24 protein-coding genes, 1 tRNA gene and 1 other RNA gene are annotated in these 26073 nt (G+C 34.9%); 22 read left to right on the plus strand and 4 right to left on the minus strand.

Annotated features, from left to right (window positions below):
- The 13 genes from ABZC13_RS07860 to ABZC13_RS07920 all read left to right on the plus strand — a co-directional run.
- Positions 1-1861 (plus strand): NADP-dependent isocitrate dehydrogenase (locus ABZC13_RS07860; protein ID WP_373002081.1); only part of this gene is annotated, 1861 nt, incomplete at its 5' end.
- Between the two features lie 125 nt (positions 1862-1986).
- Positions 1987-2934 (plus strand): malate dehydrogenase, encoded by a 948-nt coding sequence (locus ABZC13_RS07865; protein WP_373002083.1) that lies wholly within the window; start codon positions 1987-1989, stop codon positions 2932-2934.
- A gap of 223 nt (positions 2935-3157) precedes the next feature.
- The gene (locus tag ABZC13_RS07870) at positions 3158-4816 is read left to right on the plus strand and encodes a 4Fe-4S dicluster domain-containing protein (RefSeq protein WP_373002085.1); all 1659 of its coding nucleotides are present in this window, start codon (positions 3158-3160) and stop codon (positions 4814-4816) included.
- A gap of 18 nt (positions 4817-4834) precedes the next feature.
- Positions 4835-6778 carry an FAD-binding protein gene (locus ABZC13_RS07875; RefSeq protein ID WP_373002087.1) on the plus strand — a complete coding sequence of 648 codons (1944 nt, stop codon included), beginning with the start codon at positions 4835-4837 and terminating at the stop codon, positions 6776-6778.
- Positions 6779-6796: 18 nt separating this feature from the next.
- Entirely contained in the window at positions 6797-7741 is a 945-nt protein-coding gene (locus tag ABZC13_RS07880) for a malate dehydrogenase (protein WP_373002089.1), read from the plus strand.
- A 164-nt stretch (positions 7742-7905) separates the two neighbouring features.
- Entirely contained in the window at positions 7906-8757 is an 852-nt protein-coding gene (locus ABZC13_RS07885; RefSeq protein WP_373002091.1) for a fumarate hydratase, read from the plus strand.
- Positions 8758-8767: 10 nt separating this feature from the next.
- Entirely contained in the window at positions 8768-9325 is a 558-nt protein-coding gene (locus tag ABZC13_RS07890; protein WP_373002093.1) for a Fe-S-containing hydro-lyase, read from the plus strand.
- A gap of 26 nt (positions 9326-9351) precedes the next feature.
- Positions 9352-10524, plus strand: a complete 1173-nt coding sequence (gene sucC, locus ABZC13_RS07895; RefSeq protein ID WP_373002095.1) for an ADP-forming succinate--CoA ligase subunit beta — start codon at positions 9352-9354, stop codon at positions 10522-10524.
- A 5-nt stretch (positions 10525-10529) separates the two neighbouring features.
- Positions 10530-11402: a succinate--CoA ligase subunit alpha gene (gene sucD / locus ABZC13_RS07900; protein WP_373002097.1), complete on the plus strand. Its 873-nt coding sequence runs from the start codon at positions 10530-10532 to the stop codon at positions 11400-11402.
- Between the two features lie 153 nt (positions 11403-11555).
- Positions 11556-11903: a 4Fe-4S dicluster domain-containing protein gene (locus ABZC13_RS07905; protein WP_373002099.1), complete on the plus strand. Its 348-nt coding sequence runs from the start codon at positions 11556-11558 to the stop codon at positions 11901-11903.
- The gene (locus tag ABZC13_RS07910) at positions 11903-13036 is read left to right on the plus strand and encodes a 2-oxoglutarate synthase subunit alpha (RefSeq protein ID WP_373002101.1); all 1134 of its coding nucleotides are present in this window, start codon (positions 11903-11905) and stop codon (positions 13034-13036) included. The genes ABZC13_RS07905 and ABZC13_RS07910 overlap by 1 nt, the downstream gene beginning before the upstream one ends.
- A 1-nt stretch (position 13037) precedes the next feature.
- Entirely contained in the window at positions 13038-13895 is an 858-nt protein-coding gene (locus ABZC13_RS07915; RefSeq protein WP_373002103.1) for a 2-oxoglutarate ferredoxin oxidoreductase subunit beta, read from the plus strand.
- A 9-nt stretch (positions 13896-13904) separates the two neighbouring features.
- Positions 13905-14459: a 2-oxoacid:acceptor oxidoreductase family protein gene (locus ABZC13_RS07920; RefSeq protein WP_373002105.1), complete on the plus strand. Its 555-nt coding sequence runs from the start codon at positions 13905-13907 to the stop codon at positions 14457-14459.
- A gap of 71 nt (positions 14460-14530) precedes the next feature.
- Here the strand turns inward: ABZC13_RS07920 and ABZC13_RS07925 are convergent, their stop codons facing one another.
- Positions 14531-15148: a TetR/AcrR family transcriptional regulator gene (locus ABZC13_RS07925; RefSeq protein WP_373002107.1), complete on the minus strand. Its 618-nt coding sequence runs from the start codon at positions 15146-15148 to the stop codon at positions 14531-14533.
- Positions 15149-15323: 175 nt separating this feature from the next.
- On the opposite strand from ABZC13_RS07925, the gene rnpB reads away from it, so the two are divergent.
- The 6 genes from rnpB to ABZC13_RS07955 all read left to right on the plus strand — a co-directional run bounded on the left by rnpB (position 15324) and on the right by ABZC13_RS07955 (position 17898).
- Positions 15324-15649, plus strand: an RNA gene (gene rnpB, locus ABZC13_RS07930) — RNase P RNA component class A.
- Between the two features lie 43 nt (positions 15650-15692).
- A complete protein-coding gene (locus tag ABZC13_RS07935; RefSeq protein WP_373002109.1) occupies positions 15693-15950 on the plus strand; it encodes a hypothetical protein in 258 nt (85 codons plus the stop codon).
- 75 nt (positions 15951-16025) lie between these two features.
- The gene (locus ABZC13_RS07940; protein WP_373002111.1) at positions 16026-16805 is read left to right on the plus strand and encodes a glucosaminidase domain-containing protein; all 780 of its coding nucleotides are present in this window, start codon (positions 16026-16028) and stop codon (positions 16803-16805) included.
- Positions 16802-17014: a hypothetical protein gene (locus tag ABZC13_RS07945; RefSeq protein WP_373002113.1), complete on the plus strand. Its 213-nt coding sequence runs from the start codon at positions 16802-16804 to the stop codon at positions 17012-17014. The genes ABZC13_RS07940 and ABZC13_RS07945 overlap by 4 nt, the downstream gene beginning before the upstream one ends.
- A 169-nt stretch (positions 17015-17183) precedes the next feature.
- Positions 17184-17729, plus strand: a complete 546-nt coding sequence (locus ABZC13_RS07950; RefSeq protein WP_373002115.1) for a response regulator transcription factor — start codon at positions 17184-17186, stop codon at positions 17727-17729.
- 94 nt (positions 17730-17823) lie between these two features.
- A tRNA-Glu gene (locus tag ABZC13_RS07955) sits at positions 17824-17898 on the plus strand.
- Positions 17899-17911: 13 nt separating this feature from the next.
- Here the strand turns inward: ABZC13_RS07955 and ABZC13_RS07960 are convergent.
- Positions 17912-19858: a diguanylate cyclase gene (locus ABZC13_RS07960; protein ID WP_373002117.1), complete on the minus strand. Its 1947-nt coding sequence runs from the start codon at positions 19856-19858 to the stop codon at positions 17912-17914.
- 175 nt (positions 19859-20033) lie between these two features.
- Positions 20034-22277, minus strand: a complete 2244-nt coding sequence (locus ABZC13_RS07965; protein ID WP_373002119.1) for a glutamine--tRNA ligase/YqeY domain fusion protein — start codon at positions 22275-22277, stop codon at positions 20034-20036.
- A gap of 132 nt (positions 22278-22409) precedes the next feature.
- On the opposite strand from ABZC13_RS07965, the gene gltX reads away from it, so the two are divergent.
- From gltX to ABZC13_RS07980, 3 genes are read left to right on the plus strand one after another with little or no spacing between them, the layout of a single operon-like run.
- A complete protein-coding gene (gltX, locus tag ABZC13_RS07970; protein ID WP_373002121.1) occupies positions 22410-23696 on the plus strand; it encodes a glutamate--tRNA ligase in 1287 nt (428 codons plus the stop codon).
- Positions 23693-23977, plus strand: a complete 285-nt coding sequence (locus ABZC13_RS07975; protein ID WP_373002123.1) for a YggT family protein — start codon at positions 23693-23695, stop codon at positions 23975-23977. Before gltX ends, ABZC13_RS07975 begins: the two co-directional genes overlap by 4 nt.
- Positions 23978-23979: 2 nt before the next feature.
- Positions 23980-25602, plus strand: coding sequence for a lytic transglycosylase domain-containing protein (locus ABZC13_RS07980; RefSeq protein WP_373002125.1), 1623 nt, complete (start codon positions 23980-23982; stop codon positions 25600-25602).
- Here ABZC13_RS07980 and ABZC13_RS07985 read toward each other — a convergent pair.
- Positions 25535-26029: a hypothetical protein gene (locus ABZC13_RS07985; RefSeq protein ID WP_373002127.1), complete on the minus strand. Its 495-nt coding sequence runs from the start codon at positions 26027-26029 to the stop codon at positions 25535-25537. The two genes, ABZC13_RS07980 and ABZC13_RS07985, sit on opposite strands and share 68 nt — an antisense overlap.
- Positions 26030-26073 lie beyond the last annotated feature (44 nt).

Genomic DNA, 26073 nt, shown 5'->3' on the forward strand with positions numbered 1-26073 from the left:
CCCAGCAAATGCTGATGAAAAAGCTCTTCAAGCTAAATACAGCACATGTTTAGGTTCAGCTGTTAATCCAGTTCTTCGTGAAGGTAACTCTGATAGACGTGCTGCAGTAGCTGTTAAGAAATTTGCTCAGAAAAATCCACATAAGCTACGTGCATTCCCAGAAAATTCTAAATCATATGTAGCTCACATGGAAGGTAATGGTGACTTTTTTGGTAATGAAAAATCTGTAACGTCAGATAAAGATCAAAAAGTAACAATTGCGCTTAACGGTAAAGAGCTAACTTCAATTGATGCACTTGCAGGTGAGATTCTTGATGGTACATTTATGTCAGTTGCTGCACTAAAAACTTTCTATGCTAAAACTATTGAAGATGCAAAAGCAAATGATGTTTTATGGTCACTACACTTAAAAGCAACTATGATGAAAATTTCTGACCCTATTATGTTTGGTCATGCTTTTCAAGTATTCTTCAAAGATGTATTTGCTAAACATGCAACAACATTTGCAGAACTTAAAATTCAACCAAATCAAGGTATGTCTGACTTAGAGAAAAAAATTGCTGGTCATGCTAAAGAAGCTGAAATTAAGGCTGATTTTTTAGCAGCACTTGAGTCTGACTCTCCAAAACTTGCAATGGTTGATTCTGATAAAGGAACTACTAACTTTAATGCCTCAAACGATGTGATTATTGATGCTTCTATGCCAGTTGTTGTTCGTGAAGGTGGTAAACAATGGGATAGAACAGGTGCTGCAGTTGAATGTGTAGCAGTTATTCCTGATTCTACTTATGGAATGTTCCACGCTGAGATGATAGCTGATTGTGTTAAAAATGGTCAATATGATGTGACAACAATGGGTACTATGCAAAATATTGGTCTTATGGCTCAAAAAGCTGAAGAATACGGTTCTCACCCAACAACTTTCGAACTAGCTGAAGCTGGTACTGTTACAGTAACAGGTGAAGATGGTGTTCTTATGAGTTTTGAGTGTGAGGCTGGTGATATCTGGAGAATGTCTCGTACTAAAGATATCCCAATCAAAGACTGGGTTCGTTTAACAGTTGAAAGAACTAGAATTGAAAACATTCCTGCTATATTTTGGCTAGATGAAAACCGTGCTCACGATACAGAAGTTATTAAAAAAGTTAAAACTTACCTTGCTGATCACGACACAAGTGGTTTAGATATTCAATTCATGAATGTTACTAATGCTACACGTTTTACTAATGCTCGTGTTCGTGAAGGTAAAAACACTATCGCAGTAACTGGTAACGTTTTACGTGACCACTTAACTGATATGTACCCAATTTTAGAGCTTGGAACATCAGCTAAAATGCTTTCAATCGTTCCTTTATTAGCTGGTGGTGGTCTTTATGAGACAGGTGCTGGTGGATCTGCTCCTAAGCATGTTGACCAATTCTTAGCTGAGGGTCACCTTCGTTGGGATTCTTTAGGTGAGTTCTTAGCTCTAGCTGAGTCTTTACGTTTCTTAGGTCACAAACATTCAGATGCAAAACTTGCTGCTTTAACTGCTGCATTAGATGTTGCAAATGACGGTTACCTAGACAATAACAAAGAGCCTTCACGTAAATGTGGTGAGCCTGACAACAAAGCTTCTCACTTCTTCGTAGCTCAGTACTGGGCTAAAGCACTTTCAGAAGGTGCTGATGCTGAATTAGCAGCTAAGTTTGCTCCAGTGGCGAAAGCTTTAACTGAAAATGAAGATAAAATTATTGCTGAGCTTTTAGCTTCTGAAGGAAGTCCAAAAGATATCGGTGGTTACTTCCATCCAGATGATGCTAAAGCTGAAGCTGCGATGAGACCATCTGCTACTTTTAATGCTATTATTGACTCAATATAGTTAGAAGTATTAATATGAGAGTTGAAATTTCAACTCTCATATAGCAAACAATTAAAGATTAAAGATATATAATATAGTCTTTAATTGTTTACTATAGAATTAAATAAAATATCAAAAGGGGTACCATGAGAGGAAAAAGAGTAGGAATTGTAGGCGTAGGTAACGTCGGTTCGTCAGTAGCATATTCTTTGGCTATGAGTGGCTCTTGCCATGAAGTTATTTTAAGAGCTAATGATGTTGACAAGGCAAAAGGGAAGGCTTTAGATTTATCTCAAGCTGCTCAGGCTGCAAGAAAACATACAGTTATTTCTGTTGCAGATACACTAGAAGATGTAAGAGATTGTGATGTTGTTGTAATTACAGCAGGTAGTCCAAGACTTCCTGGTATGAGTAGAGATGACTTATTGGTTAAGAATGCTCAAATCATGAAAGATGTTATGAGTGTAATAAAAGTTTCATCGCCAAATGCTGTTATTATTCCTGTGTCAAATCCATTAGATGTTATGGTATATGTTGCGTTAAAAGAGACTGGTTGGGATAGAAGTAGAGTTCTTGGTATGGCAGGTATCTTAGATAGTGCCAGAATGGCTCACTTTGTATATGAAAAATTAGGTTACGGTGCTGGACAAATAAGATGTTCAGTAATGGGTGGTCACGGTGATGATATGGTTCCATTACCAAGGTTTTCAACTGTTGCAGGTGTCCCTTTAACTGATCTTTTAACTTGGGATGAGATTAATGAGATTGTTGATAAAACTAAAAAAGGTGGAGCTGAGATAGTTGGACTACTAAAAGATGGTAGTGCATATTATGCTCCTGCAAAAGCAACTGCTCTTATGGTTGAAGCGGTTCTTACAGATATGAAACAGATCTATCCATGTGCAGTAATGCTTGATGGTGAGTACGGCTACAGTAATGTTGTAAGTGGTGTTCCTGTAATGATTGGTGCTCGTGGTGTTGAAAAAGTTATAGAAGCTAATTTAAATGATGATCAAGATAGAAAATTTGCTAAATCAGTAGGAAGTGTTAAAGAACTTATTGACGCACTATATGCAAATAACTTTTACGCATAACAATATATAGAGTTACTTTTGGTAGCTCTATCCCACAAATAACTTCCCTTATATTTGTTTCATAACGTAACTTTATAATACACTTTTTTCGTTTCATTATGTAACAATGTAAAACCTATTTTATTTAAGCTTAATGCTCAAACTTAAATTTAACTTTATATCTGTTACCTTATGGTATTACTTAAGGTAATCTTTAAAATTAATCTAATTAATGGAGTGTTAAATGGATAATATTTCAACAGATGTACTTATTGTTGGTGGTGGACCTGCTGGTCTATCAACAGCAATAGCTTTAGCAGATAAACTAAAGCAAAAAGGTGAAAGCAAGAAAATAATGCTTATAGAAAAGGGCAGTTCAATTGGTTCACACATCCTCTCTGGTGCAGTTATAAGGCCACAAGTATTTCAGCAACTTCTAACTACAGGTGAATTTGATGGTATTCCATTTGATTCAAAAGTTACATATGATGAAGTAGCAAAATTAAATGATAACGGAAGTGAATTTATACTTCCATTTCATCCACCATATATGTCCAATGAAGGCAATTACTTAGGGTCTTTGGGGCAAATTTGTAAATATTTAGCTACTTTAGCCGAAGACAGAGGAGTAGAAATATATACCGGTTTTTCAGTTGACTCTGTCCTATATGACACTGAGAACAAAGTTATCGGCGTCAAAACAAAAGATACAGGTGTTGATCACCATGGCGTAAAACAAAAGAATTTTCAAGAAGGTACAACTGTAGAGGCAAAAATAACTGTTTTTGCAGAAGGCACTAGAGGTTCGGCAGTAAAAACTGTAATAGAAAAGTTAAACCTTGATGCCGGTAAGAATCCTCAAATTTATTCTTTGGGAGTAAAAGAGATATGGAAAGTTCCGGAGGGCAGCATAGAAGCTGGAACAGTTAAGCATACTTTTGGATATCCATTAAAAGATAAAGAAGAGTTTGGCGGCGGTTTTATCTATGGTATGACTGAGAATAGGGTTTCTGTTGGATTAGTTGTTGGACTTGATTACAAAGACCCATCTTTTGATGTTCATGCTGCAATGCAAGTTTGGAAAACACATCCATACATTTCAAAAATCCTTAAAGGTGGATCACCAATTGAAGCCGGGGCTAAGACACTGCCTGAAGGTGGATGGAACTCTGTACCAAAATATTATGCTGACAATATGATGATTGTCGGTGATAGTGCAAGTTTTTTAAACACTGCAAGATTGAAGGGTGTTCATCTAGCTGTTAGGTCTGGTATCTGTGCAGCAACTGCAGCAGTTGAAGCATTGGTTAATAACGATACAAGTAAAAAATCATTGTCTAGATATGAAGAGTTGGTTAATAGTAGTTCTATATATAAAGAATTGTATCCAACTAGAAATATGAGAGCAGTTATGCAAGAGGGAATGATTCTCGGTGGACTTAAGATGGGTATTCAGCTTGTTACTGGTGGTGCATGTTTAATGGTTCCAAAAGTTGAAGCTGATTACCTTGCAACTAAAAAAATTAAAGAGTTCTCTGGGGAACCTTTTGGAAGTAGGTTTAGCGATAAGCTAGAGAACAATAAAGAGCTTGTCTTGGATAAAGTTACTACTGTTTATTATTCAAAGGCTATGCATGATGAAGTTCAACCAGTTCATTTAGTTGTAAATAATGAAGAAGAATTTAAAGCATCAAACATAGAAGAATACGGTTTATCATGTGCTTCATTGTGTCCAGCGGAAGTTTATGAGCTTCATAAGGATAAAAAAAGTGGTGAAAAATCACTTAGAATTCATGCTGAAAACTGCGTTCACTGTAAAACTTGTGATATTAAATCACCAAACAGTGGAATTACTTGGACTACACCTTATGGTGGCGATGGTCCAGACTATAATATGATGTAGAGCAAGGAGAAATATAAAATGTCTTTAACAATAATTAGTTTAATGAAACAAGTTCCTTTGCCTTCGGAAATGAGAATGGGTGACGATGGTTTAATGGATAGAACGAAAGCAAAATCTATTATCAATGTAGATTGTGGATTTGCTTTAGAAGCTGGACTTCAAATGAAACACGATCATCCAGATGCTAAACTTATAGTCTGTTCAATGGGACCACCATCTTTTGAAGCCTCTTTGAAAAAGGCATTATCTATGGGCTATGATGAAGCATACTTGTTAAGTGATAGAAAACTTGGTGGATCAGATACATATGCTACAGGCTTAGCAATCTCTACTATGCTTAAGCATCTTGGATTTGGAAAAGGTTTAAATGAAGATTTCATAGTTGTAGCAGGTCGTCAGACAAGTGATGGTGATACTGCCCATGTTCCATCTCAAGTTGCTGAGAATCTATTAATACCACAAGCTACATTTATAGAAGTTGCGACTCTAAAAGATAGACACATAGAAGCAAAAAGAATAATAGAGGGTGGATATCAGATCATGAGATTGCCACTTCCATGTGCACTATCTTTTACACCTACTGGTATTTCACCTAGAAGACCATCACTAAGTGGTACTGTAAAGGCAAGAAGTACAGAAGTTAAAGTATTTAGTATTGATGATATTAACTTGAGTGATGAAAAGATTGGACTTAGCGGATCTCCTACTATTGTAGCTAAAGTAACAAATATAAAAAGTGAACGTGCACAAATTAAAATGAGTGTAGGTCATAATGAATCAGAATTAGTACAAAGCCTGATAGAGAATATAAAATCAGGTAAAAACACTGTTGAAGAAAAAGAAAAAAAAGAGACGAAGGAAAAGAAAAGACCAGAGGGCTTCGTAGATGTTGACTTTAGAAATGGTGCTTCTGGAATATTAACTTGGGCAGAAGTAGTTAATGGAAAAATTTCAAGACCTTCTTTAGAACTTTTAACTCCAGCAGCAAAACTAGCATCTGACCTTGGAAACAATACTAAAGTTATCACTTTGCTTATCGGTAAAGATGTAGGTGGCTTAGCGAAAGAGTTAATATCTTGTGGCAGTGATGAAGTAATAGTTGTTGATGACGAAAGACTCGAAGAATATAGAATTTTACCGTTTGCATCAATTTTTGCACAAGTAATAAAAGATAAAAATCCAGAGATAGCTCTTTTTGCAGCAACAACTGCAGGTCGTGAATTAGCTCCTAGAATTGGGGTAAAGACTCATGGCGGTGTTACTGCAGATTGTACAGCTTTAGAAATTGGAGAGCATATTGATAGAAAGAAAAAGACAATATTTGCTCCTATCCTTGAATCTAGAAGACCAACTTATGGTGAATCAAAGCTTGCAACAATTTTAGGATTTGTATGTCCTCAAATCTCAACTGCTCGTGCAGGTACATTTGAAGTTCCAACTCCTGATGCTGGTAGAAAAGGCAGTATTTCTAACTTTACTCCGGTTTTAATAGATGATGATTTTGTAACTGAGATTATTGAGACAGTAAGAGGAGAGGGTGGATTACAAAAACTATTTGAAGCTGATGTAATCATAACAGGTGGAAGAGGTGCTTTAAGCGATGGTATGCAATTGGTTAAAGATTTAGCATCTGCACTGAATTCACAAGGAATCAATACAGAGTGGGCGGTTAGCCGTCCTGTAGTTGATGAAGGCTTGTCTGAGTATGCTAGGCAAGTTGGACAAACAGGTAAAACAGTAAGACCAAAGGTTTATGTAGCAGTTGGCGTAAGTGGTGCTGTTCAGCATATTGCCGGAATAAAAGAATCAGAGACTATTATTGCGATCAATCACAACGCGAAAGAGACAATTTTTCATAATGCTGATTTTGGTATCGTCGGTGAGTATGAAGATGTGCTACCTGAACTTATAGATAAAGTTAACGCCGGATTTACATTTGGGCTTGAAGCAAATAAAAATTAAACAATAAAGGAAATATATATGGTAGGTAGAAAAGTAGGCATTGTAGGAGCTGGATTTGTTGGTGCAACAGCGGCGTATAGTTTAACTATGACAGGGAGATGTCATGAAGTTGTTCTTTATGATATAAACAGCGATCTTGCAATAGGAAAAGCTATAGATATAGGACAATCTACTAGTTACTCGCCACGAGGTACGATTGTAAATGCTGCTGTAGATGCTAGTGACTTAAAAGATTGTGATATTGTTGTTATTACAGCTGGTGTTCCTCGTAAAAGTGATATGACAAGAGCTGATCTGTTAATGATAAATGCAAAGATCATGAAAGATGTTGTTAATAACGTTATGAAATACTCTCCGGATGCAATCATACTTTGTGTATCAAATCCTCTCGATATTATGACTTATGTAGCTCATCAAATGACAGGCTGGGATAGAAGAAGAATCATTGGTATGGCTGGAGCACTTGATGGTGCAAGAATGGCATATCAAATACATAAAAAAGTTGGATATGGTTCAGGACAGACTAGGGCGATGCTTATTGGCGATCACGGTCAAAACATGATTCCTCTACCTGAAATTTCAGCGATTGGCGGTGTTCCATTAGATCAGATTGTTACAAAACAGGACATGGAAGATATTATTGCCAGAACAAAAGATGGTGGAGCTGAGATAGTTAAGCATCTGGGCACTTCAGCATACTATGCGCCAGGTCGTGCGATAGCTGTTATGGTTGAAGCTATGTTAGACGATAGTCAAATAGTTATGCCATCTTCCGTAATGCTTGACGGCGAGTATGGATATAAAGATGTGTGCGTAGGTGTTCCTGTCGTTCTTGGTAGTAATGGAGTTGAAAGAATAATCGAGTTAGATTTAGATGAAGATACAAAAGCTAAGTTTAAAATCTCAGTTGACTCAATTAGAGAGGGAATTGACATTTTGAAGGAAAATGATTTTTTTGTGTAGATTCTACACCTTTTGAGCTAAAACAAAAATTATAAGTGTGTAAATTTTACACACTTTTTCATATGTTTAAAAATAAATATAGATAATATACAGTATTACAAAAAGCGTGCTAAACTATGTTTCAAATATATTTAGTCTAAATATTTAACTAAGAGGAATTGCGAATGCGTGAAATAGCATATGAAGAAATAGTAAAAAATGTTAGAGATATAATCGTATATTCTGCTTCAAATTTACCAGAAGATGCTTTAAAAGCAATGCAAGATGCTTATGAGAACGAGAAAAGTCCCGTAAGCAAAGAGGTTTTAAAACAACTTTTAAAGAATGCTGATATTGCAAGTAGTGAAGCTCGTCCATTATGTCAAGATACAGGACTTGCAGTTTTCTTTGTAAAAATTGGTGCTGATGTTAAAGTTGTTGGCGGTCTTTTAAAAGATGCTATCAATGAAGGTACAGAAAAAGGTTACGTTGAGGGTTATTTAAGAGCTTCTACTTGTCATCCTTTTACTCGCGCTAACAATAAAGACACTATAGGTTATAACTTACCGGCAATAATTCATCTTGATATAGTTGAGGGTGATAAGATAGATATTGAGTACGCTGCAAAAGGCGGTGGTAGCGAGAATGTGTCGCGTGCTAGAGTTTTTCCACCGGCTGCTGGTAAGCAGGGTGTAATTGATTATGTTAGAGAGTGTATCTCAGATGCTGGACCAAATCCTTGTCCGCCACTTACTGTAGGTGTTGGAATCGGCGGGACATTTGAAAAAGCTGTAATTAGTTCTAAACATGCGCTATTTCGTAACATAGGTTCTGTAAATGAAGATCCTGAAATGGCTGAGCTGGAAGACACAATTAAGCTAGAGCTTAATAAACTTGGAATTGGTACTATGGGGATGGGTGGAACAGAGACTGTTTTAGCTGTGCATATTGAATCAAATCCGTGTCACATTGCTTCTTTACCTGTTTCGGTAAATGTACAATGCCATAGTTCACGTCATACGCATATCACTATATAAAAGGAAAACTATGAGTAAAACATATCATTTAACAACTCCACTAAGTGATGAAACTGTTTCAGAGTTACACAGTGGTGATATTGTGTATTTGAGTGGTATTATTTATACTGCGAGAGATGCAGCACACAAAAGATTGGTTGACTTACTTGATGAAGGTAAAGAACTTCCTTTTGATATTAAAGGTGCTGTAATATATTTTGTTGGTCCAACACCACCTAAACCGGGCGATCCTATTGGAAGTGCTGGTCCCACTACATCTTACCGTATGGATTCTTACTCACCACGCTTAATTGCTGAGGGTTTAAAGGGAATGATAGGTAAAGGTAAAAGAAATAAAGATGTTACAGACGCTTGTGAAGAACATAAAGCTGTATATTTTGGTGCTACTGGCGGAGCTGGTGCATTATTGGGTAAACAGATTAAGAGTGCAGAAGTTATTGCTTATGAGGAGCTTGGTCCAGAAGCAGTTAGAAAACTAGAAGTAGTAGACTTTCCCGTGACTGTGGTTAATGATACATATGGTGCTGATTTATACAAAATAGGTCGCGCACAATACGAAGTTAAATAGCTTCCAACTTAAAACAAGGAGAATAAATGAATATACATGAATATCAAGCAAAACAGATTTTCAAGAAGTATGGAGTACCTACACCAAAAGGTATTATGGCAGAAAGTGTTAAAGAAGCAGTTACTGCTGCTGAACAATTAGGTGGACCTATTTGGGTTGTTAAAGCTCAAATCCATGCCGGTGGCCGTGGTTTAGGTGGTGGGGTGAAACTTGCTAAATCTTTAGAAGAAGTTGAAGCTTTATCTAATGAAATTCTTGGAATGACTTTAGTTACTCACCAGACAGGTCCTGAAGGTAAGTTGGTTAGAAAACTATATATAGAAGATGGTGCAGATATTAAATCTGAATTATATCTTTCTGTTGTTCTTGATCGTGCTTCTGAAATGCCTTTAATTATGGCATCTACTGAAGGTGGTATGAATATTGAAGATGTTGCTGAAAAAACACCGGAAAAAATTGTTACTATACCTGTTGATCCAGCGATAGGTTTTCAAAGTTTTCACGGTCGTGAGCTAGCATTTGGTCTTGGTCTTACAGATATTGACGAGCAAAAAAATGTTATTAAATTTGCACATAAGCTTTTCAAGCTTTATATGGAAACTGATGCTGAGATGATTGAAATCAATCCACTTGTAAAAACAGGTAAGGGTGAGTTCATAGCACTTGATGGAAAAATGGGGTTTGATAATTCAGCTCTAGGTCGTCAACCAGAAATTGCAGCTATGCGTGATATCACTGAAGAAGATGAAGATGAAAGAGAAGCAGCTCAATACGGTCTTTCTTACGTTGCTTTAGATGGTGAAATCGGTTGTATGGTAAATGGTGCCGGTCTTGCTATGGGTACTATGGATACTATTAATTATATGGGTGGTACTCCTGCTAACTTCCTTGATGTTGGTGGTAGTGCAAATGCTGAAACTGTTGCTAAAGGTTTTGAGATTATTCTTAAAAATCCAAAAGTAAAAGCTATATTTGTAAATATTTTTGGTGGAATAGTTCGTTGTGATCGTATTGCTAACGGTATTATTGAGGCAACTAAGATTACTGATGTTAATGTACCTGTTATTGTACGTCTTGATGGAACTAATGCTCCAGAGGCTGCAGAAATTCTTAAAAATGCAAATATCCCTAACCTAATAGTTGGTAGTGACTTGGGTGATGGTGCTGCAAAAGCAGTAGCCGCAGCGAAAGGAGAATAATTTAAATGTCAATTTTAGTAAATAAAGATACAAAAGTAATCGTTCAAGGTTTTACAGGAAAAGAGGGTTCTTTTCATGCAGAACAATGTCTAGACTATGGTACAAATATTGTTGGTGGTGTTACACCAAACAAAGGTGGACAAGAGCATTTAGGTAAGCCTGTATTTAATACAGTAAAACAAGCTGTTACTGCTACTAATGCTACAGTTTCAATGATTTTTGTTCCACCTGCATTCGTTGCAGATGCTGTATTAGAAGCTGCTGAAGCTGGAATTGAGCTTGCTGTAATTATTACAGAAGGTGCTCCAGTTAAAGATATGCAAATGGCTAAAGCTCATGCTACTAAGCACGGTATGAAAACTATTGGACCGAACTGCCCTGGTATTATCACTGCTGAAGAGTGTAAAATTGGAATTATGCCTGGTATGATTTTCAAAAAAGGCAATGTAGGTCTTATATCAAAATCTGGCACATTAACATATGAAGGTGCAAACCAAGTATGTAATGAAGGTTACGGTATTTCCACTGCAGTTGGTATTGGTGGAGATCCTATTATTGGGCTTTCATATAACCAAATATTACCAATGTTTGAAGCAGATCCAGATACTCATGCAATCGTTATGATTGGTGAAATTGGCGGAGATCTTGAGATTCAAGCCGCAAAACTAATAAAAGAACAAATCACTAAGCCAGTTGTAGCATTTATCGCTGGTCAAACTGCACCTAAAGGTAAAACTATGGGTCATGCTGGTGCTATAGTTAGTGGTAGTGCAGGTACTGCAAAAGAGAAAATGGAAGCACTTGAAGCTGCGGGTGTAAAAGTTGTTGTTTCTCCGGCAGAAATTGGTAAGGCGATTGCAGAGGTTTTAGCTAGGTAATTTAACTCTTGTGTGAGCCTCGTAATGTAACAAAAAGTTATATTACGAAGCGCTATTAGCACAATTTAGATTTAAATTATAAAAACTTAGCTACTCTTTGTTGATAAAGAGTAAAGTATAAATTAAATTTGTACTTTAATAATAGGAGAATAAATGGGAACTTTTAAAACACAAAACCCGGGCAACCAACCTGTATGGGTAAATACTAGTAACTGTAAAGCATGTGATATCTGTGTATCAGTGTGTCCATCAGGTGTACTTGGTATGAAATATGAGTCTACATCAACACTAGGTGCTATGATCTCTATCGATCATCCAGAATCTTGTATCGGATGTAATGAGTGTGAACTTACATGTCCTGATTTTGCTATTTATGTAGCAGATAAGCAAGAATATAAAGCGGCTGGATTTAGCTTTGCAAAACTTACTGACGACGCTAAAGAACGCCAAGCAGCAATTATTGCAAACAATTATATGTCACTAAACCAAGGAGCTAAATAATGGCAACTAGAGAAGTAATATCTACAGGAAATGAATTAGCTGCTATTGCAGCTGTTGATGCAGGCTGTATGTTTTTTGGTGGTTATCCATTAACACCATCAAGTGAAGTAATGCATGTTATTTCTGACCTTTTACCAAAAAAAGGCGGAGTAGCAATCCAAATGGAAGATGAAATAGGTGGTATCTGTGCTGTTATAGGTGCAGCTATGGTTGGTCAACGTGCACTAACTGCGACTTCAGGTCCTGGTATGTCACTTAAGGCTGAACAGTTAGGTTTAGCTCAAATGGCAGAAGTACCTTTAGTTTGTGTAAATGTTATGCGTGGTGGTCCATCAACTGGTCTTCCTACTCGTGTATCTCAAGGTGATATTCTTCAGTCTAAAAACCCATCACATGGTGATTATAAATCAATTACATTATGTGCAGGTTCATTAGCTGAGTGCTATACTGAAGTTGTAAGAGCTTTCAATATTGCAGATAGATTTATGCAACCAGTTATTGTTTTATTGGATGAGACTATTGGTCACATGCACGGTAAGGCTGATCTTCCAACTGTTGAAGAAGTTGAAGCTGGAATAGTTCCAAGAAAAAGATTCGATGGTCCAGCTGAAGAATATTTTCCATATGAGTGTGAACATGATCAGCCGGCAGTTCTTAACCCTATGTATGAAGGTTACAGATATCACTTCACAGGTCTTCACCACGATAAAAACGGTTATCCAACTGAAGAGATTGAGACTTGTAGAAAACTAATTCAAAGATTAGAAGATAAAGTGGCACTACATGAAGATGAAGTTGAATCTTATGAAGAGTTTATGATGGATGATGCTGAAGTAATGATCGTAGCTTATGGTTCTGTATCACTAGCTGCTAAAGAGTCAATTAGACACTTAAGAAAAGAGGGTGTTAAAGCTGGTTTATTTAGACCAATTACTATCTGGCCTTCTCCAGCAGCAAAAATAAAAGAACATACTGATAAAATTGAAAAAGTTTTAGTTGTTGAGTTAAACATTGGTCAATACCATAGTGAGATTCAAAGAGCAGCTGCGAGACTTGACATAGAAGGTCTTTTCAAAGTAAATGGTAGACCTATATCTCCATATGAGATTGTAAATAAAGTAAAGGAGTTATAAAATGGCATTTAATTATGATAAATATTTAAGACTTGAAAAAATGCCAACACTATGGTGTTGGGGTTGTGGTGATGGCGTTATCCTTAAAGCTTTCGTTAGAGCAATTGAAAAGATGGGTGTTAATCAAGACGATGTATGTGTTGTTTCAGGAATAGGATGTTCAGGAAGATTTTCTTCTTATGTTGACTTTAATACAGTTCATACAACTCACGGTAGAACTATAGCTTATGCAACTGGTATCAAGTTAGCAAGACCAGACAAAATGGTTATCTGTGTTGCTGGTGATGGTGATGCACTTGCTATTGGTGGTAATCATACTATTCATGGTTGTAGAAGAAATATAGATATGACTATGATTATTATCAACAACTTTATCTATGGTTTAACTAATTCACAAACTTCTCCAACTACACCAAAAGGTATGTGGACAGTTTCTCAAAAAGCTGGTAATATTGATCCAACTTTTGATACATGTAATTTAGCAATCGCTGCTGGAGCTTCTTTTGTTGCTCGTGAAAGTATGCTGGACCCTAAAAAGTTAGAAAAAATGCTTATTAAAGCAATGGAGCACAAAGGTTTTTCAATGGCTGAAGTACTTTCTAACTGTCATATTAACCTTGGTAGAAAAAATAAAATGGTTTCTGCTATGGAAAACCTTGAGTGGATTGATAGTATTACTGCTCCTAAGAAGAAATACGACGCAATGACTCCAGAAGAGCAACTTAACATACTTCCTACTGGTATCTTAAAACAAGATCTAGAAGCTGATGAGTATTGTGAAATGTATGCTGAGATTCAAAAAGTACATCAGGGTGAAAGAAAAGTAATCACTCAAGATGACTTCGCTAAAAAAATATAAGGAGACACAATGAGTAAAACATTAATGAGATTTACAGGTGTTGGTGGACAAGGTGTTCTTCTTGCTGGTGAGATTTTTGCAGCAGCAAAAATTAAAACAGGTGGTCATGGACTAAAAACTGCAACATATACATCACAAGTACGTGGTGGACCTACTGTTGTTGATATTCAACTTGATGATGAAGAAATCTACTATCCATATGCAAATGATGGTGAAATTGGTTTCATGCTTTCAGTTGCTGACGTTTCTTATAACTCATTTAAAAATGGTGTTCAAAAGGGCGGAACAATTGTTGTTGATCCTAACTTGGTGCATCCAACTGATGAAGATAGAAAAACGTGGAATATACATGAGATTCCAATTATTACAATTGCTAAGGAAGAGGTTGGTAATGTAATTACTCAATCTGTTGTGGCTCTTGCAATTGCGAATACTATGATGAATGCTATTGATAAAGATACTCTTATTGCTACAATGCTTTCAAAAGTGCCTGCTAAAGTTCACGAAGTAAATAAAACTGCTTATGAGCTTGGTGAAAAATACGCTAAAGAAGCTATGGCTTAATTAGCGTATTTTAAAGGATAGCCTATAATAGGCTGTCCTTTTTTAAACTCTTTGTGTAATATTAATTAGTATTACACTCTAATGCTTTCCCAAAAGAACTCAACGTGCTTTTCAAACTGAGTTGAAACAGCAGTTGTTGAATCATTATCAAACCTCATAAGCGTAACTTGAAGTCTCATGTAGAACAGGGTGGATAGAAACTCATAAGATATCATCATAGGATCTTGTGAACGTATAAGTGAATTCTGCATCATAATAAAGAATGCTTCTGAAAGCATCTTTACATTCTTATCGTGAAATTCACTCATAAACTGCTCTCTAAGCTCTTTGTTTTGGAAAAGCTCTATCATGAGTAGTCTAAACATGTTCTCGTTGCTCTTATCGAATGTAAGAAGCTTATATTGCATAGTAAAGTTTTGCAAAAAAGCTTTTCCTTTCATTGCAGACTCTTTTATATCTGGTTCATTTTTAGAAAAAGGTGAGCTAAAAATACCCTTAGCAACCTCTAAAAATATCTCTTCTTTACTTTTGTAGTGATTATATATTGCACTCTCTCTAATTCCTACTTCTTTTGCTATTTTTCTAACGCTTGTACCTTTATATCCAAGCTCAGAGAATAGGGTAGTTGATACTTTTAGTATCTTTTGTTTTGTTCCGGTTCTCTTGTGAGGTATTGTATTTTCGGGCATTATCAACCTTTTTAATTTAGTGAACAGATGTTAACTTTAAGAGTATTATATATGAACACTCGTTAATATAAGCTTATGTCAATAAGAACGATTGTTCACATGTATTTTCTCTTTAATGAACATATGTTCTTATATTGAAAAAACTGATTTAAAGGAAGTTTTTTGTACTATTTCACAGGTACAGCAGATAGTGACTTGTTTAATCGCAAGAGGAAAGTCCGAGCTGCTATAAGACAGTGTTCCATTTAACTAATGGCCGTAGTAATACGAGGGAAAGTGCAACAGAGAGTAGACTGCCACAGTAATGTGGTAACGGTGAAAGGGTGGAGTAAGAGCCCACCAGTCTTTATGACAACATAGAGAGCTTGTAAACCCAACATGGCAGCAAGAAACAGATGGTCAGCGTCTTATATTGCTACTGTTTCGCTAGAGATACTATGTGAATAGTAAAGTAGATTAATGCTATCAAAACAAAACTCGGCTTATAGCTGTACCTATTTAAATAATTATACTAATTAATATCAATAAAATATATGGAATATAAATGAAAAAAGCAAATGTTACAGCACAGCATAATGGTGTAAAGATTACATTTAGTGGAGCTGTAGAAAAGCAAAACGTAGTAGATATGATTGAGAGATGCCAGACTGGTAAATGTGACTGCATGAGTGATGAATCAAAAGAGAAGATTAAAGATATGAATATCAGCGGTGAAGATGGTAATGTAGAACTAAGCATCGAAGGTGATTTAGATATAGAAGAAATTAAGACAGCAGTTTCTAAGTCTCCACTCATTAAGTAGAGCAGAGATTGATACTTTCAAGAGAATTTACATTATGTTAACCAATATATATCTTACTTCAGGAATATAAATAATATGCCTACTGTAAAATTACTATTTGCATTAATACTAATATTTAGTACCTCTACACTTTTTGCAAATGAGTTCAGTTTTAGAAAATATAACCATGTTAAAGATTTCTATAAAGACAACTGTTTGGAAGCTATTGATGTAGCCAAAAAGCACAAACTTCCTCCAGCTGCAATACTAGCAATTGCAGGACTTGAATCTGGATATGGAAGAGGATATGTTGCACAAATTACAGGAAACATTCTTAGTTTAGGAGCCTTTAAAAGTGATAAGGAACTTCCTAGACTATATCTACCCTACTCTAAATCAAAACAAAGAGTTATTTTTGATCCAAATGAGATAAATAAACACTCAAAAGCTGATTTAACATGGAAAAAGAGACCAAAAAGTTTAAAAAGAGACTATAGACCTGCCCCTTATGCAGGAACAACAGATAAACTAGAACTTCTTACTTATGACCAAAGCCTTAAACATAGTGCACATAAAGCCTGCTTCAATGATTTTGCTACTAGATGGATAATAGATAGCTCTAATGTAAAGGTTTTTAAAGAAGCTAGGATATGGCTTGATGAACTAGTGGATAAGCATGGTATAGAAGTTCTTTTTACTAAAAAGGTAAATATGGAGTTTATATCGAAAATAGGTGGTCATCCGCATTCTTTTAACTATAGAGAGACTTGGCCAAAAAAAGCCAAGTTGATTATGAATAAAGTTGGATTGGTCAAACTTACAAATGATATACAATATAAAGCTATGAATTTTGATAGCGCCTGGAGTAATATATGAATTCAACAAAAGAACAACTAATAGAAGACATCCAAAATCTTCTAAATTCGTATGATGATGAAAATACAACATCGATTAACCCTGACTTATTAGAATTTATGGATGAAAAAACACTAATAAGTATCATAGATTCTCTATTAAATCAAAAGGAAGAATCTAAAGAACCAGACACCCAATGGCTTGAAAAATTCAAAAAATATGATATTTAGTTAGCTGTTAAAAGGAAATTTAATATTTTACAACAATTCAAATAAATCGCTAAATAGCCTATTCTAAGCACTTTTACTCTTTTTCTGTTTTTTTAAATTGTGAAATTACTTCATTTGTTACTGAAATATCTGTATAATGTTATCAATATTTAACACAGAAGGAATTAATATGGCAAATATTGATTTAGTTCAGTTAACTGGACAGACAAAAAAATTGACGGCGATGATAGTTGAAGATGAAAAAGTAACAAATGAGCTGTTAAGCTCTACATTTAAAAACTTTTTCTCTGATGTTTTCTCATGTTTTAATGGTGATGAAGCACTAAGCACATATAACAGAGTTAAACCTGATGTTGTTTTTGTAGATATAGTTATGGCTGGTATGGACGGTATTGAATTGTCTCGTAGAATTCGTGAAATCAACCCTACTCAAATCATTATTGTTATTTCTGCAAGTAACGACATTGAAAAAATTTCTGAGTCTATTGAAGTTGGTGTAAACAGTTTCATTCAAAAACCTATTGATACTAAAAAGATTATTGAACTTTTAACTAGTGTTACTGCTATGATTTCTAAAAAAAGAAAAATTGAGACTAAAACGTTCTCTATTTCTCTTCCTTTAGATCTTTATGATTTAGTAAATGACAATGCAAAAGCTGAAAGCATCTCTAAAAATGCTGTTATAATTAGAGCTCTTAGAGGTTTCTACGAGTAACCAACAGTAAATTTTGCTGAGTTTCGATATTTTAAGGATTTATTAAGACATAGATCTATATAATTTCGGCTCAGTTAAACAAGCTGTCCTATGTGGCCCCGTCGTCTAGCGGTTAGGATCCATGGTTTTCATCCATGTTACAGGAGTTCAATTCTCCTCGGGGTCACCAACTTACACTTTTTTTAAACTTCTTCAACCCTATTTCGTCCATTTTCTTTAGCTAAATAAAGAGCTCTATCTGAACGTACATATAATGTGTTTGCTGTGTCGTTATCCATTATGTTTGCTATTCCGATGCTTACTGTAATCTTTATTGATTCTTTATCAACAATCAATGGAGATGCTTCAATACTTTTTCTAATTCGCTCTGAAATACTTTGTGGTGTATATGGTGCTTTAGTCTCAATCAAAATAATTCCAAACTCTTCTCCCCCAAGACGGCTAAATATATTTTCTTTACGCACATTTGAGTTTATTATATCAACCACATGTTTAATAGCTTTATCTCCAATGTCATGACCCCAGGTATCGTTTATATTTTTAAACAGATCAATATCTATCATCAAAAGAGACATCTTTATATCATAACGTTGAGAACGGCTTATCTCTCTATCAAGCATCTCAAAGAAGTATCTCCTATTCCAGATGCCAGTAAGAGCATCTGTACGTGATATCTTTCTAAGTTCTTCCTCTATTGTTTTTCTTCTGTTGATCTCTTTTTGTAACTTTGCAGTTCTCTCGTAAACTTTTTCTTCAAGCAGTTGTTGGTTAAACTTTACTTTTTCAACCATAATATTAAAAGTATCAAAAAGAGTTTTTAATAGATTCATATTTGAGTATTGAACTTTTACATCAGTGTAGCCATCACCAAAGCTTTTAGAGGCTTTATTGATTATATCTAGTGGTGCTATGAGGTGTCTCATTGTTAAAATACCGCTAAATATAAATAGTGTTGTAATAAAAATAGATAATATTAATAGCGTTTGATAAAAAATAGATCTAGTTTCGTCAACAATACTCTCTTTAGGTACACATGATACCAGTATCCATTCAGTTGCCGGAATTTGCGATACTAGAAGCAACTTATCATGAAAAAAATCTATAGAACTGTTCCATAAAATAGTATTTACATCTTTTACGGGCTTTATCGTAGAAATAATTTCGTCACCTAGTTCGTTTAGATACTCATGAGCTGACACCTTAATATCATTTAGTCCATTTTCTTTTGCATTTTTAATTGTTCTATAGTAAAAATTACCTTTATATTCTTGTTTATTTTGTTTTTGCATCTCTTGCATCTGTTCTAGATTCGTAGATGATATAACCCTGCCTTGCTTAGATATCAAAAATGAGATACTTCCTTTATGCATAGTTGTTTCATTTAAAATAGACTCAGCAACTTTATTGACAGTTATATCATGAGATGCTACTCCTAGAAGCTTTTCATCCTTATCATATATTGGGTATGAAGCTGTAATTAAAACCCCTGCTCCGGCTATATCGTTGTATGGCTCTTCCCATCCAATACTTTTTTGTGCAAAATTTGCTGCTTTGTAGAAGTGTTGCTGGGTTGGTTTATATATATCACTTGCATTTACATAAGGAACGTAAGGGTATATAAGCATAAAATCATTGGCTGTTGTTATGTAAACCCATGAAAAATGAAAAGAGTTGTGAAGTGATTCAAGAGCAGGTGTGAGCTGATGGAAGATATTTAGTTCTTTACCTATGGCTTCTTTGTCTTGGTTTAGATTTGATAGTATCATTGATACATGGTCTGATTGAAATGTAAAATCTTTTTGATCTGTAAAGTCATTAAAGAAAGTAATCTGCTCATTTTTTATATACTTATGTTCATGTATTGGTTTGTTCTTTATGTGTTCATACTTCTGTTCATAAAGCTTTTTATAACTATCCCCAAGTGTTTTAACACTGTTAGAAACATACTCAAGATGTGTATTCACACCTTTGGCACTAAGCTTATTAATAGCGAGAAGATTTTGATTTGCAGATTTTTCTTTTAGGTTCAGAAAAAGGTTATGTGCGTAGTATAGACTAAATGCTATGCCGGAGAATAGAATGATATAGTTTAATAAAAAAACTGCTTTTATACTTTTGTTATTTGACACTTTAAAGCCTTTCCTTTCATTATGATAATTAAATAAATATTAATTATAAATGAATTATTATTCGTAGTTTGTGAGTATAACTATAAATTATGGCGAATAAAGTCATTCATGCTGATTGTTATATGTTTAAATTAAGGCTAGTGTTTAGCTAGCCTTTGTGGGGGGGAGTGTTTTATTATTTTAACTTCTGTGCGACAAGTTCATTAACCACTTGTGGGTTTGCTTTTCCACCTGTTGCTTTTAGAACTTGACCTACAAAGAAGCCTAAAAGTTTGGTATTACCTGCTTTAAACTTAGCAACATTGTCTGGATTTTTTGCAATTATTTCATCGATAATAGGCGAAATTTTGGCTGGATCACTTATCTGCACAAGTCCTTTATCTTCAACTATTACACTTGGATTTTTTCCAGATTTTGCCATCTCTTCAAATACTTGTTTAGCAATTTTACTTGAGATGGTTCCATTATCAACTATTTTAACAAGCTCAGCTATTTGCTTTGGAGTAAATTTTAACTCACCTACTTGTTTCTCTTTTAGCTCTCTAGCTACCTCGTTTGTTACAATATTAGCTAGATTAGCAGGGCTATTAAGGGCAGCTAAAGACTCTTCATAAAATGATGATAAGTTCTCATCACGAGCCAAAGTATTGGCCACTTCATTGTTTAGTTCAAACTCACCAGTGTACTTATTAAACAGTGCTTGCTCATGCACAGTCATAGCTACAACTTCACCATCTATTTGCACTTTTTTAGCTTGAGGTTTAGGAGCTTCTGCTGTTTTCTTTTTTGTGTAAGAGTCTTTAAGACCTACAATTTTATTAAATACAGGCTTTTCATCTGTGTAGTCAATAGGATCAGCATAAAAATACCCTTGTCTCTCAAACTGGAATCTTTCATCAGGTTTCTCTGTTATAACAGCAGGTTCTATAAGAGCATTTTTGATAACTGTTAGTGAATGAGGGTTTAAGTCCTCTAGTCCTTCAGGTGCTTCTGCTGAGTATAATCTGTCGTAAACCCTTACTTCTACCTCTTTAGCACCCTTTGCATCTACCCACTGGATAGCACTTTTAACTTTTATACCGCTACTGTCTGCACCACTTTTAGACTCAGGATTGTACTGGGCTATTATTTCTGTGATATTGCCATCAGTATCTTTAATTATTTCCTTACAAGTAATGATATAGGCATGCTTTAGACGTACTGGTTGATCAGGAGTAAGACGAAAGTAACCTTTTGGTGGATTCTCCATAAAGTCATCACGCTCTATATAAATCTCTTTAGAGAACGGTATAGCTCTTGTACCATCTTTAGGTACATCATCTGGATAGTAAGGGGCATCAAGCTCTTCGCTTCCTTCATAGTTTTCAATCGTTACTTTTAATGGGTCAAGAACACACAAAACACGTGGTACTTTTGTATTTAAATCATCTCTAATGCAAAATTCAAGCTGTGCAACATCAACCATTGAGTTTGCTTTTGCTATACCTATTTGATCACAGAAGTTTAAAATAGATTCTGGAGTATAACCTCTTCTTCTATATCCGGCAATTGTAGGCATACGAGGATCGTCCCAGCCATTAACATGCCCACCTTCAACCAGTTCTAAAAGCTTTCTTTTACTCATAACCGTATAGTTAATACCGAGTCTTGCAAACTCATGCTGATAAGGTCTTGGCGATTTTAAGCCTAGTGTATCTAATACCCAGTCATAAATATCACGATTATTTTCAAACTCTAGTGTACAAAGAGAATGAGAAATGCCTTCAATGTAGTCAGACAAACAGTGAGCAAAGTCATACATTGGGTAAATAGACCATTCATCTCCTGCTCTATAATGATGTGCGTGTCTGATGCGATATAAAAGTGGATCTCTCATTTTCATGTTTGCTGCACTCATATCTATCTTAGCTCTTAGTACGTGTTCACCGTCTTTAAACTCACCTTTTTTCATTCTAAGAAAAAGGTCAAGATTTTCTTCAATACTACGATCAGCATATTTACTGCGTTGTCCTGACTCTATAACAGTCCCACGAAGTTGTCGCATCTCTTCCTCATTCGTACTATCAACGTAAGCCTTGCCCATTTTGATAAGCTCTATAGCATATTCGTATATCTTAGGGAAATAATCAGAAGTGAAACGTACACTATTATCCCATTCAAATCCAAGCCATTCTACAGCATCTTTAAGACCATCAACATATTTAGTGTCTTCTGTAGTTGGATTAGTATCATCCATTCTCAGGTTGCAGTGACCATTATAGTCACGAGCGATACCAAAATTTATAAAGATAGACTTAGCATGTCCAATGTGCGGGAACCCATTAGGCTCTGGTGGAAATCTTGTGATAACCTCTTTATACTTGCCTGACTTTAAGTCCTCTTCAACTATTGTACGTAAAAAATCTTTGCTCTCACTCATTATTATTAAACCTTTTGATTTTGAAACTCATATAAGAGTTGTATTTTATCAAATTAGAGCTTATATCATCATGCTTCTTATATTTAATCAAAAACTTGTTAAAATCACAAAAATATTATTTTAGGAATTTTAATGCTTAGATTTGCACCTAGTCCAACTAGTGATATGCACATAGGTGACCTCAGAGTTGCCCTATTTAACTATATTGTGTCAAAACAAAGAAACGAAGATTTAATCGTTCGCATAGAAGACACAGATAAAGAGAATAATATAGAAGGCAAAGATGAAGAGATCTTAGGATTACTACCTCTTTTTGGTATTGAATATACTCAGGTTATCTATCAAAGTGAAAATGTTCGCTATCACTCCGCTATGGCTCTTCAGCTAGTTCATGAAAAGAAAGCATTTAGCTGTTTTTGTTCTCCTGAGTGGCTAGAGAAAAAGCGTGAAGAAGCAAAAATAAATAAAAAAGCATATAGCTATGACGATGCTTGTAGAAACCTGCCTCACGAACTTGTAATAGATAATATGAATCCATTTACTATAAGATTAAGTAGACCAGATAAAGCTATAGTTATTAATGACCTTGTAAAAGGTGAAATAAGCTTTGAACCGGATGCTGTTGATAGTTTTATCATCATGAGACAAAATAAGACTCCTGTATACAACTTTGCATGTGCAATTGATGACATGTTGAATGATATCTCTCTAGTTATCCGTGATGAAGAACATATGGATAATACGCCTAAGCAAAATCATATTAGAACATCTCTTGGTTATGATAAAAAAGTAGAATATGCTCACCTGCCTACTATTTTAAATGACAGTAATGAAAAGGATGACCTACCTAGCGTTAAGTGGCTTTTAGAAGAAGGTTTCCTTCCATCCGCTATTTCAAATTATTTAATATTAATAGGAAATAAGACTCCTCAAGAGATTTTTGATACTAAAGACGCGATAGAATGGTTCACGTTAGATGCTCTATCTAAGTCCCCTGCTCGATTTAGTATTGATATATTAAGACACATAAACAAAGAACATCTTAAAAATATGGAAGCTACGGAGCTTTCAAGATATGTAGGCTTTGCAGATGCCAACATAGGTGAACTCGCAAAAGTTTACCTAGAAGAAGCTTCTACAACAAAAGAATTGAAATCTAAGATAGAAGCTATCTTTGCAGCCAAAGAAATTCCTGTGGAATTTACCAAAACAGCTAAAATTATGACTGAGACTATTAAAGCTGCACCGTACTTTGAAGAGTATGATGACTTTAAAAACTACATTATTAAAGAATCAGGTCTTAAAGGTAATAACTTCCTTGAAGTACTACGTTTTTTACTAACTGGTACTGTAAATGGTCCGGATGTTGCTTTAGTTTACAAGTATTTAAAAAACTATATAGGTGAGATCGTAAAATGAGTATGTTAATGGAAATAATTCAAGGGCTTGGCTCTCTTGTTATTAGTCTTGTAAATATCTATGTTTGGGTTATTATTGTCACAGCACTTTTAAGCTTTGTAAACCCAGACCCGTATAACCCTGTGGTTCAGTTCCTTCATAGAGTCACACAGCCGGCATATAGACTTGTGCGCAGGTTCATTAGAACAGATTTTAATGGACTAGACTTAGCGCCACTTGTAATCATTATAGCTCTGCAAGTTATTATTGTTTTATTGAGTGCACTGCTTCACTCACTGTAGTTATGTTTAAAATTTTTCTACCACTGTTCCTTGTATTGGCATCTCTAGATGCCAATATAACTCTTCAGGATATAGACTCAAAACCTTCAAGTCGTGCAAAAAACTTTATGATATGGCAATATTTAAAACAAGATATTACTCCGGAACAAGCTGATAAAGCTTATGCTCAGATCAAAGGTAAAAGTAATAAACTATTTAAACTCTATGCTAAAAAGACTAATAATCCAGAAGTAAAGAAAAAAATCTCTTGTATGAAAGAGAAAGATCTTCTGTCCATAGAAGATGATAAGTGTCTAGAACTTGCTTTTTCTCCATATAAAACTCTTGTATTAACAAATGATGAAAGAGAAAAACTATCAAAAAAGATTAACATAAAAGCTAAAAAAGAACTTCTTAGCATACAAAGTGAGCCATACTCACAACAAGCATACAGCAAGTATGACGCAAACACAGTACTATCACTTTTTGTAAACACTACTGCTAATCATCGTAGAAAAAATCTTAACATTCATCTAAATGAAGAGTTTATAAATAAAATATCATCATCTTGGAAGATATCTCAATTTGTTAAAATAGTTGTGCATGACGATAACTTAAACAGACTGCAGTTAGCCCTCTTAAACTTAGATGGAGAGAAACTAAACTCTAAGACTAATTTTTACTTAGCTCTTAATCATTTGAAGCATCTAAATAACTCAGAAGCCCTTCGTTACTTCAATCTGTCTCTTTTAAAAGCTAAAAAGAAAATTGATGTTGATAAAAACTACTTTTGGATGTATAAAATCACAGAAAATCAAAACTATCTAGATAAGTTATTAAACAGCCGAGATATCAACATATATACTCTATATGCACACGAAAAGCAAAACAAAAGCTTCAATAATTATTTTTGTGCTGTAGAAGTAAATGAAGATGAAGCAGATAAAAATATTCAAGACCCATTTGAATGGAGTAGTGTAATAGCTGATATAAAGAAAGCTTCATCACAAGATAAGCTTTATGAACTTTCTAAAGCTTATATGCAAGAAGAGATGATTCCTGTACAGACTCTTATCCTTGAAAAAGCATATAAATACGGGATGCATGGGTATGTAATGCCATATGACAAATATCTAAGAGATATATCAACGGATGAAAAAGCTCTTGTTTATGCGATTATGCGTCAAGAGAGTAAGCTTATTCCTGCTGCTCTATCTCGCTCTTACGCTCTTGGTCTTATGCAGCTTATGCCCTTTGTAGCAGATGCTATCTCTAAGCAGGTAAAAAATCCGGTAAAAAACTACAATGAGATGTTTATCCCTAAAAATAATATCAACTACGCACTCAAGCATCTGGAGTGGATGAAAAAGTCTCTATATCACCCTCTTTTTATGGCTTATGCTTATAATGGCGGTATGGGATTTTTAAGAAGACATCTTGAAAAAGGAACTTTTAACAGTGGAAAGTATGAACCATTTTTAAGCATGGAACTTATGTCTAATTCTGAAAGTAGAGAATATGGAAAGAAAGTTCTTGCGAACTATGTGATGTATAAAAAAGTAATGGGTGAAGAAGTTTCTATTCTTCGTCTTTTTGATACGTTAACGCATCCGAAGAAGACAGATCGGTTTCGAGCACAAGGTTAATTTCACTTTTGTCTTCTCTCTCAAATGCTATAAGATAGTATCTTCTCCACTCACTGTTCACAGATGCTAGATGAGAAAACTGATTTTTAGCATCTAGCTTTTTAACCTTTACCGGTAGTTTATCGTTAAGTTTCATAGTGAGTTTTATTTCATCAAGCGTGTTTGTGTCATGCATCTTTTTTCCATTTTTCAGGTAAAGATATACATAAAAATATTCGTTAACCGTGTATACGTTTGGATAAACTTTATTTAGATAGATAGCAGAGAAGATTCCCTCTACATCTTTTCCCATTTTTATCTTACTTCCCTGTAGGCTAGCTGCACTTAGTTCTTGATCTGGCTGCATATTAAACTTGCTAAAAGCATTTTTGTCTGCACATCCCATAAATAGTAGTGAAAAAGTTAAAATTGTTAATATATATCTCATTATTATTCCTATAATTTATGAAAGAATTATATCTTATTAAACAA

Source organism: Sulfurimonas sp. (genome assembly GCF_041563035.1).
Taxonomy (GTDB): domain Bacteria; phylum Campylobacterota; class Campylobacteria; order Campylobacterales; family Sulfurimonadaceae; genus Sulfurimonas.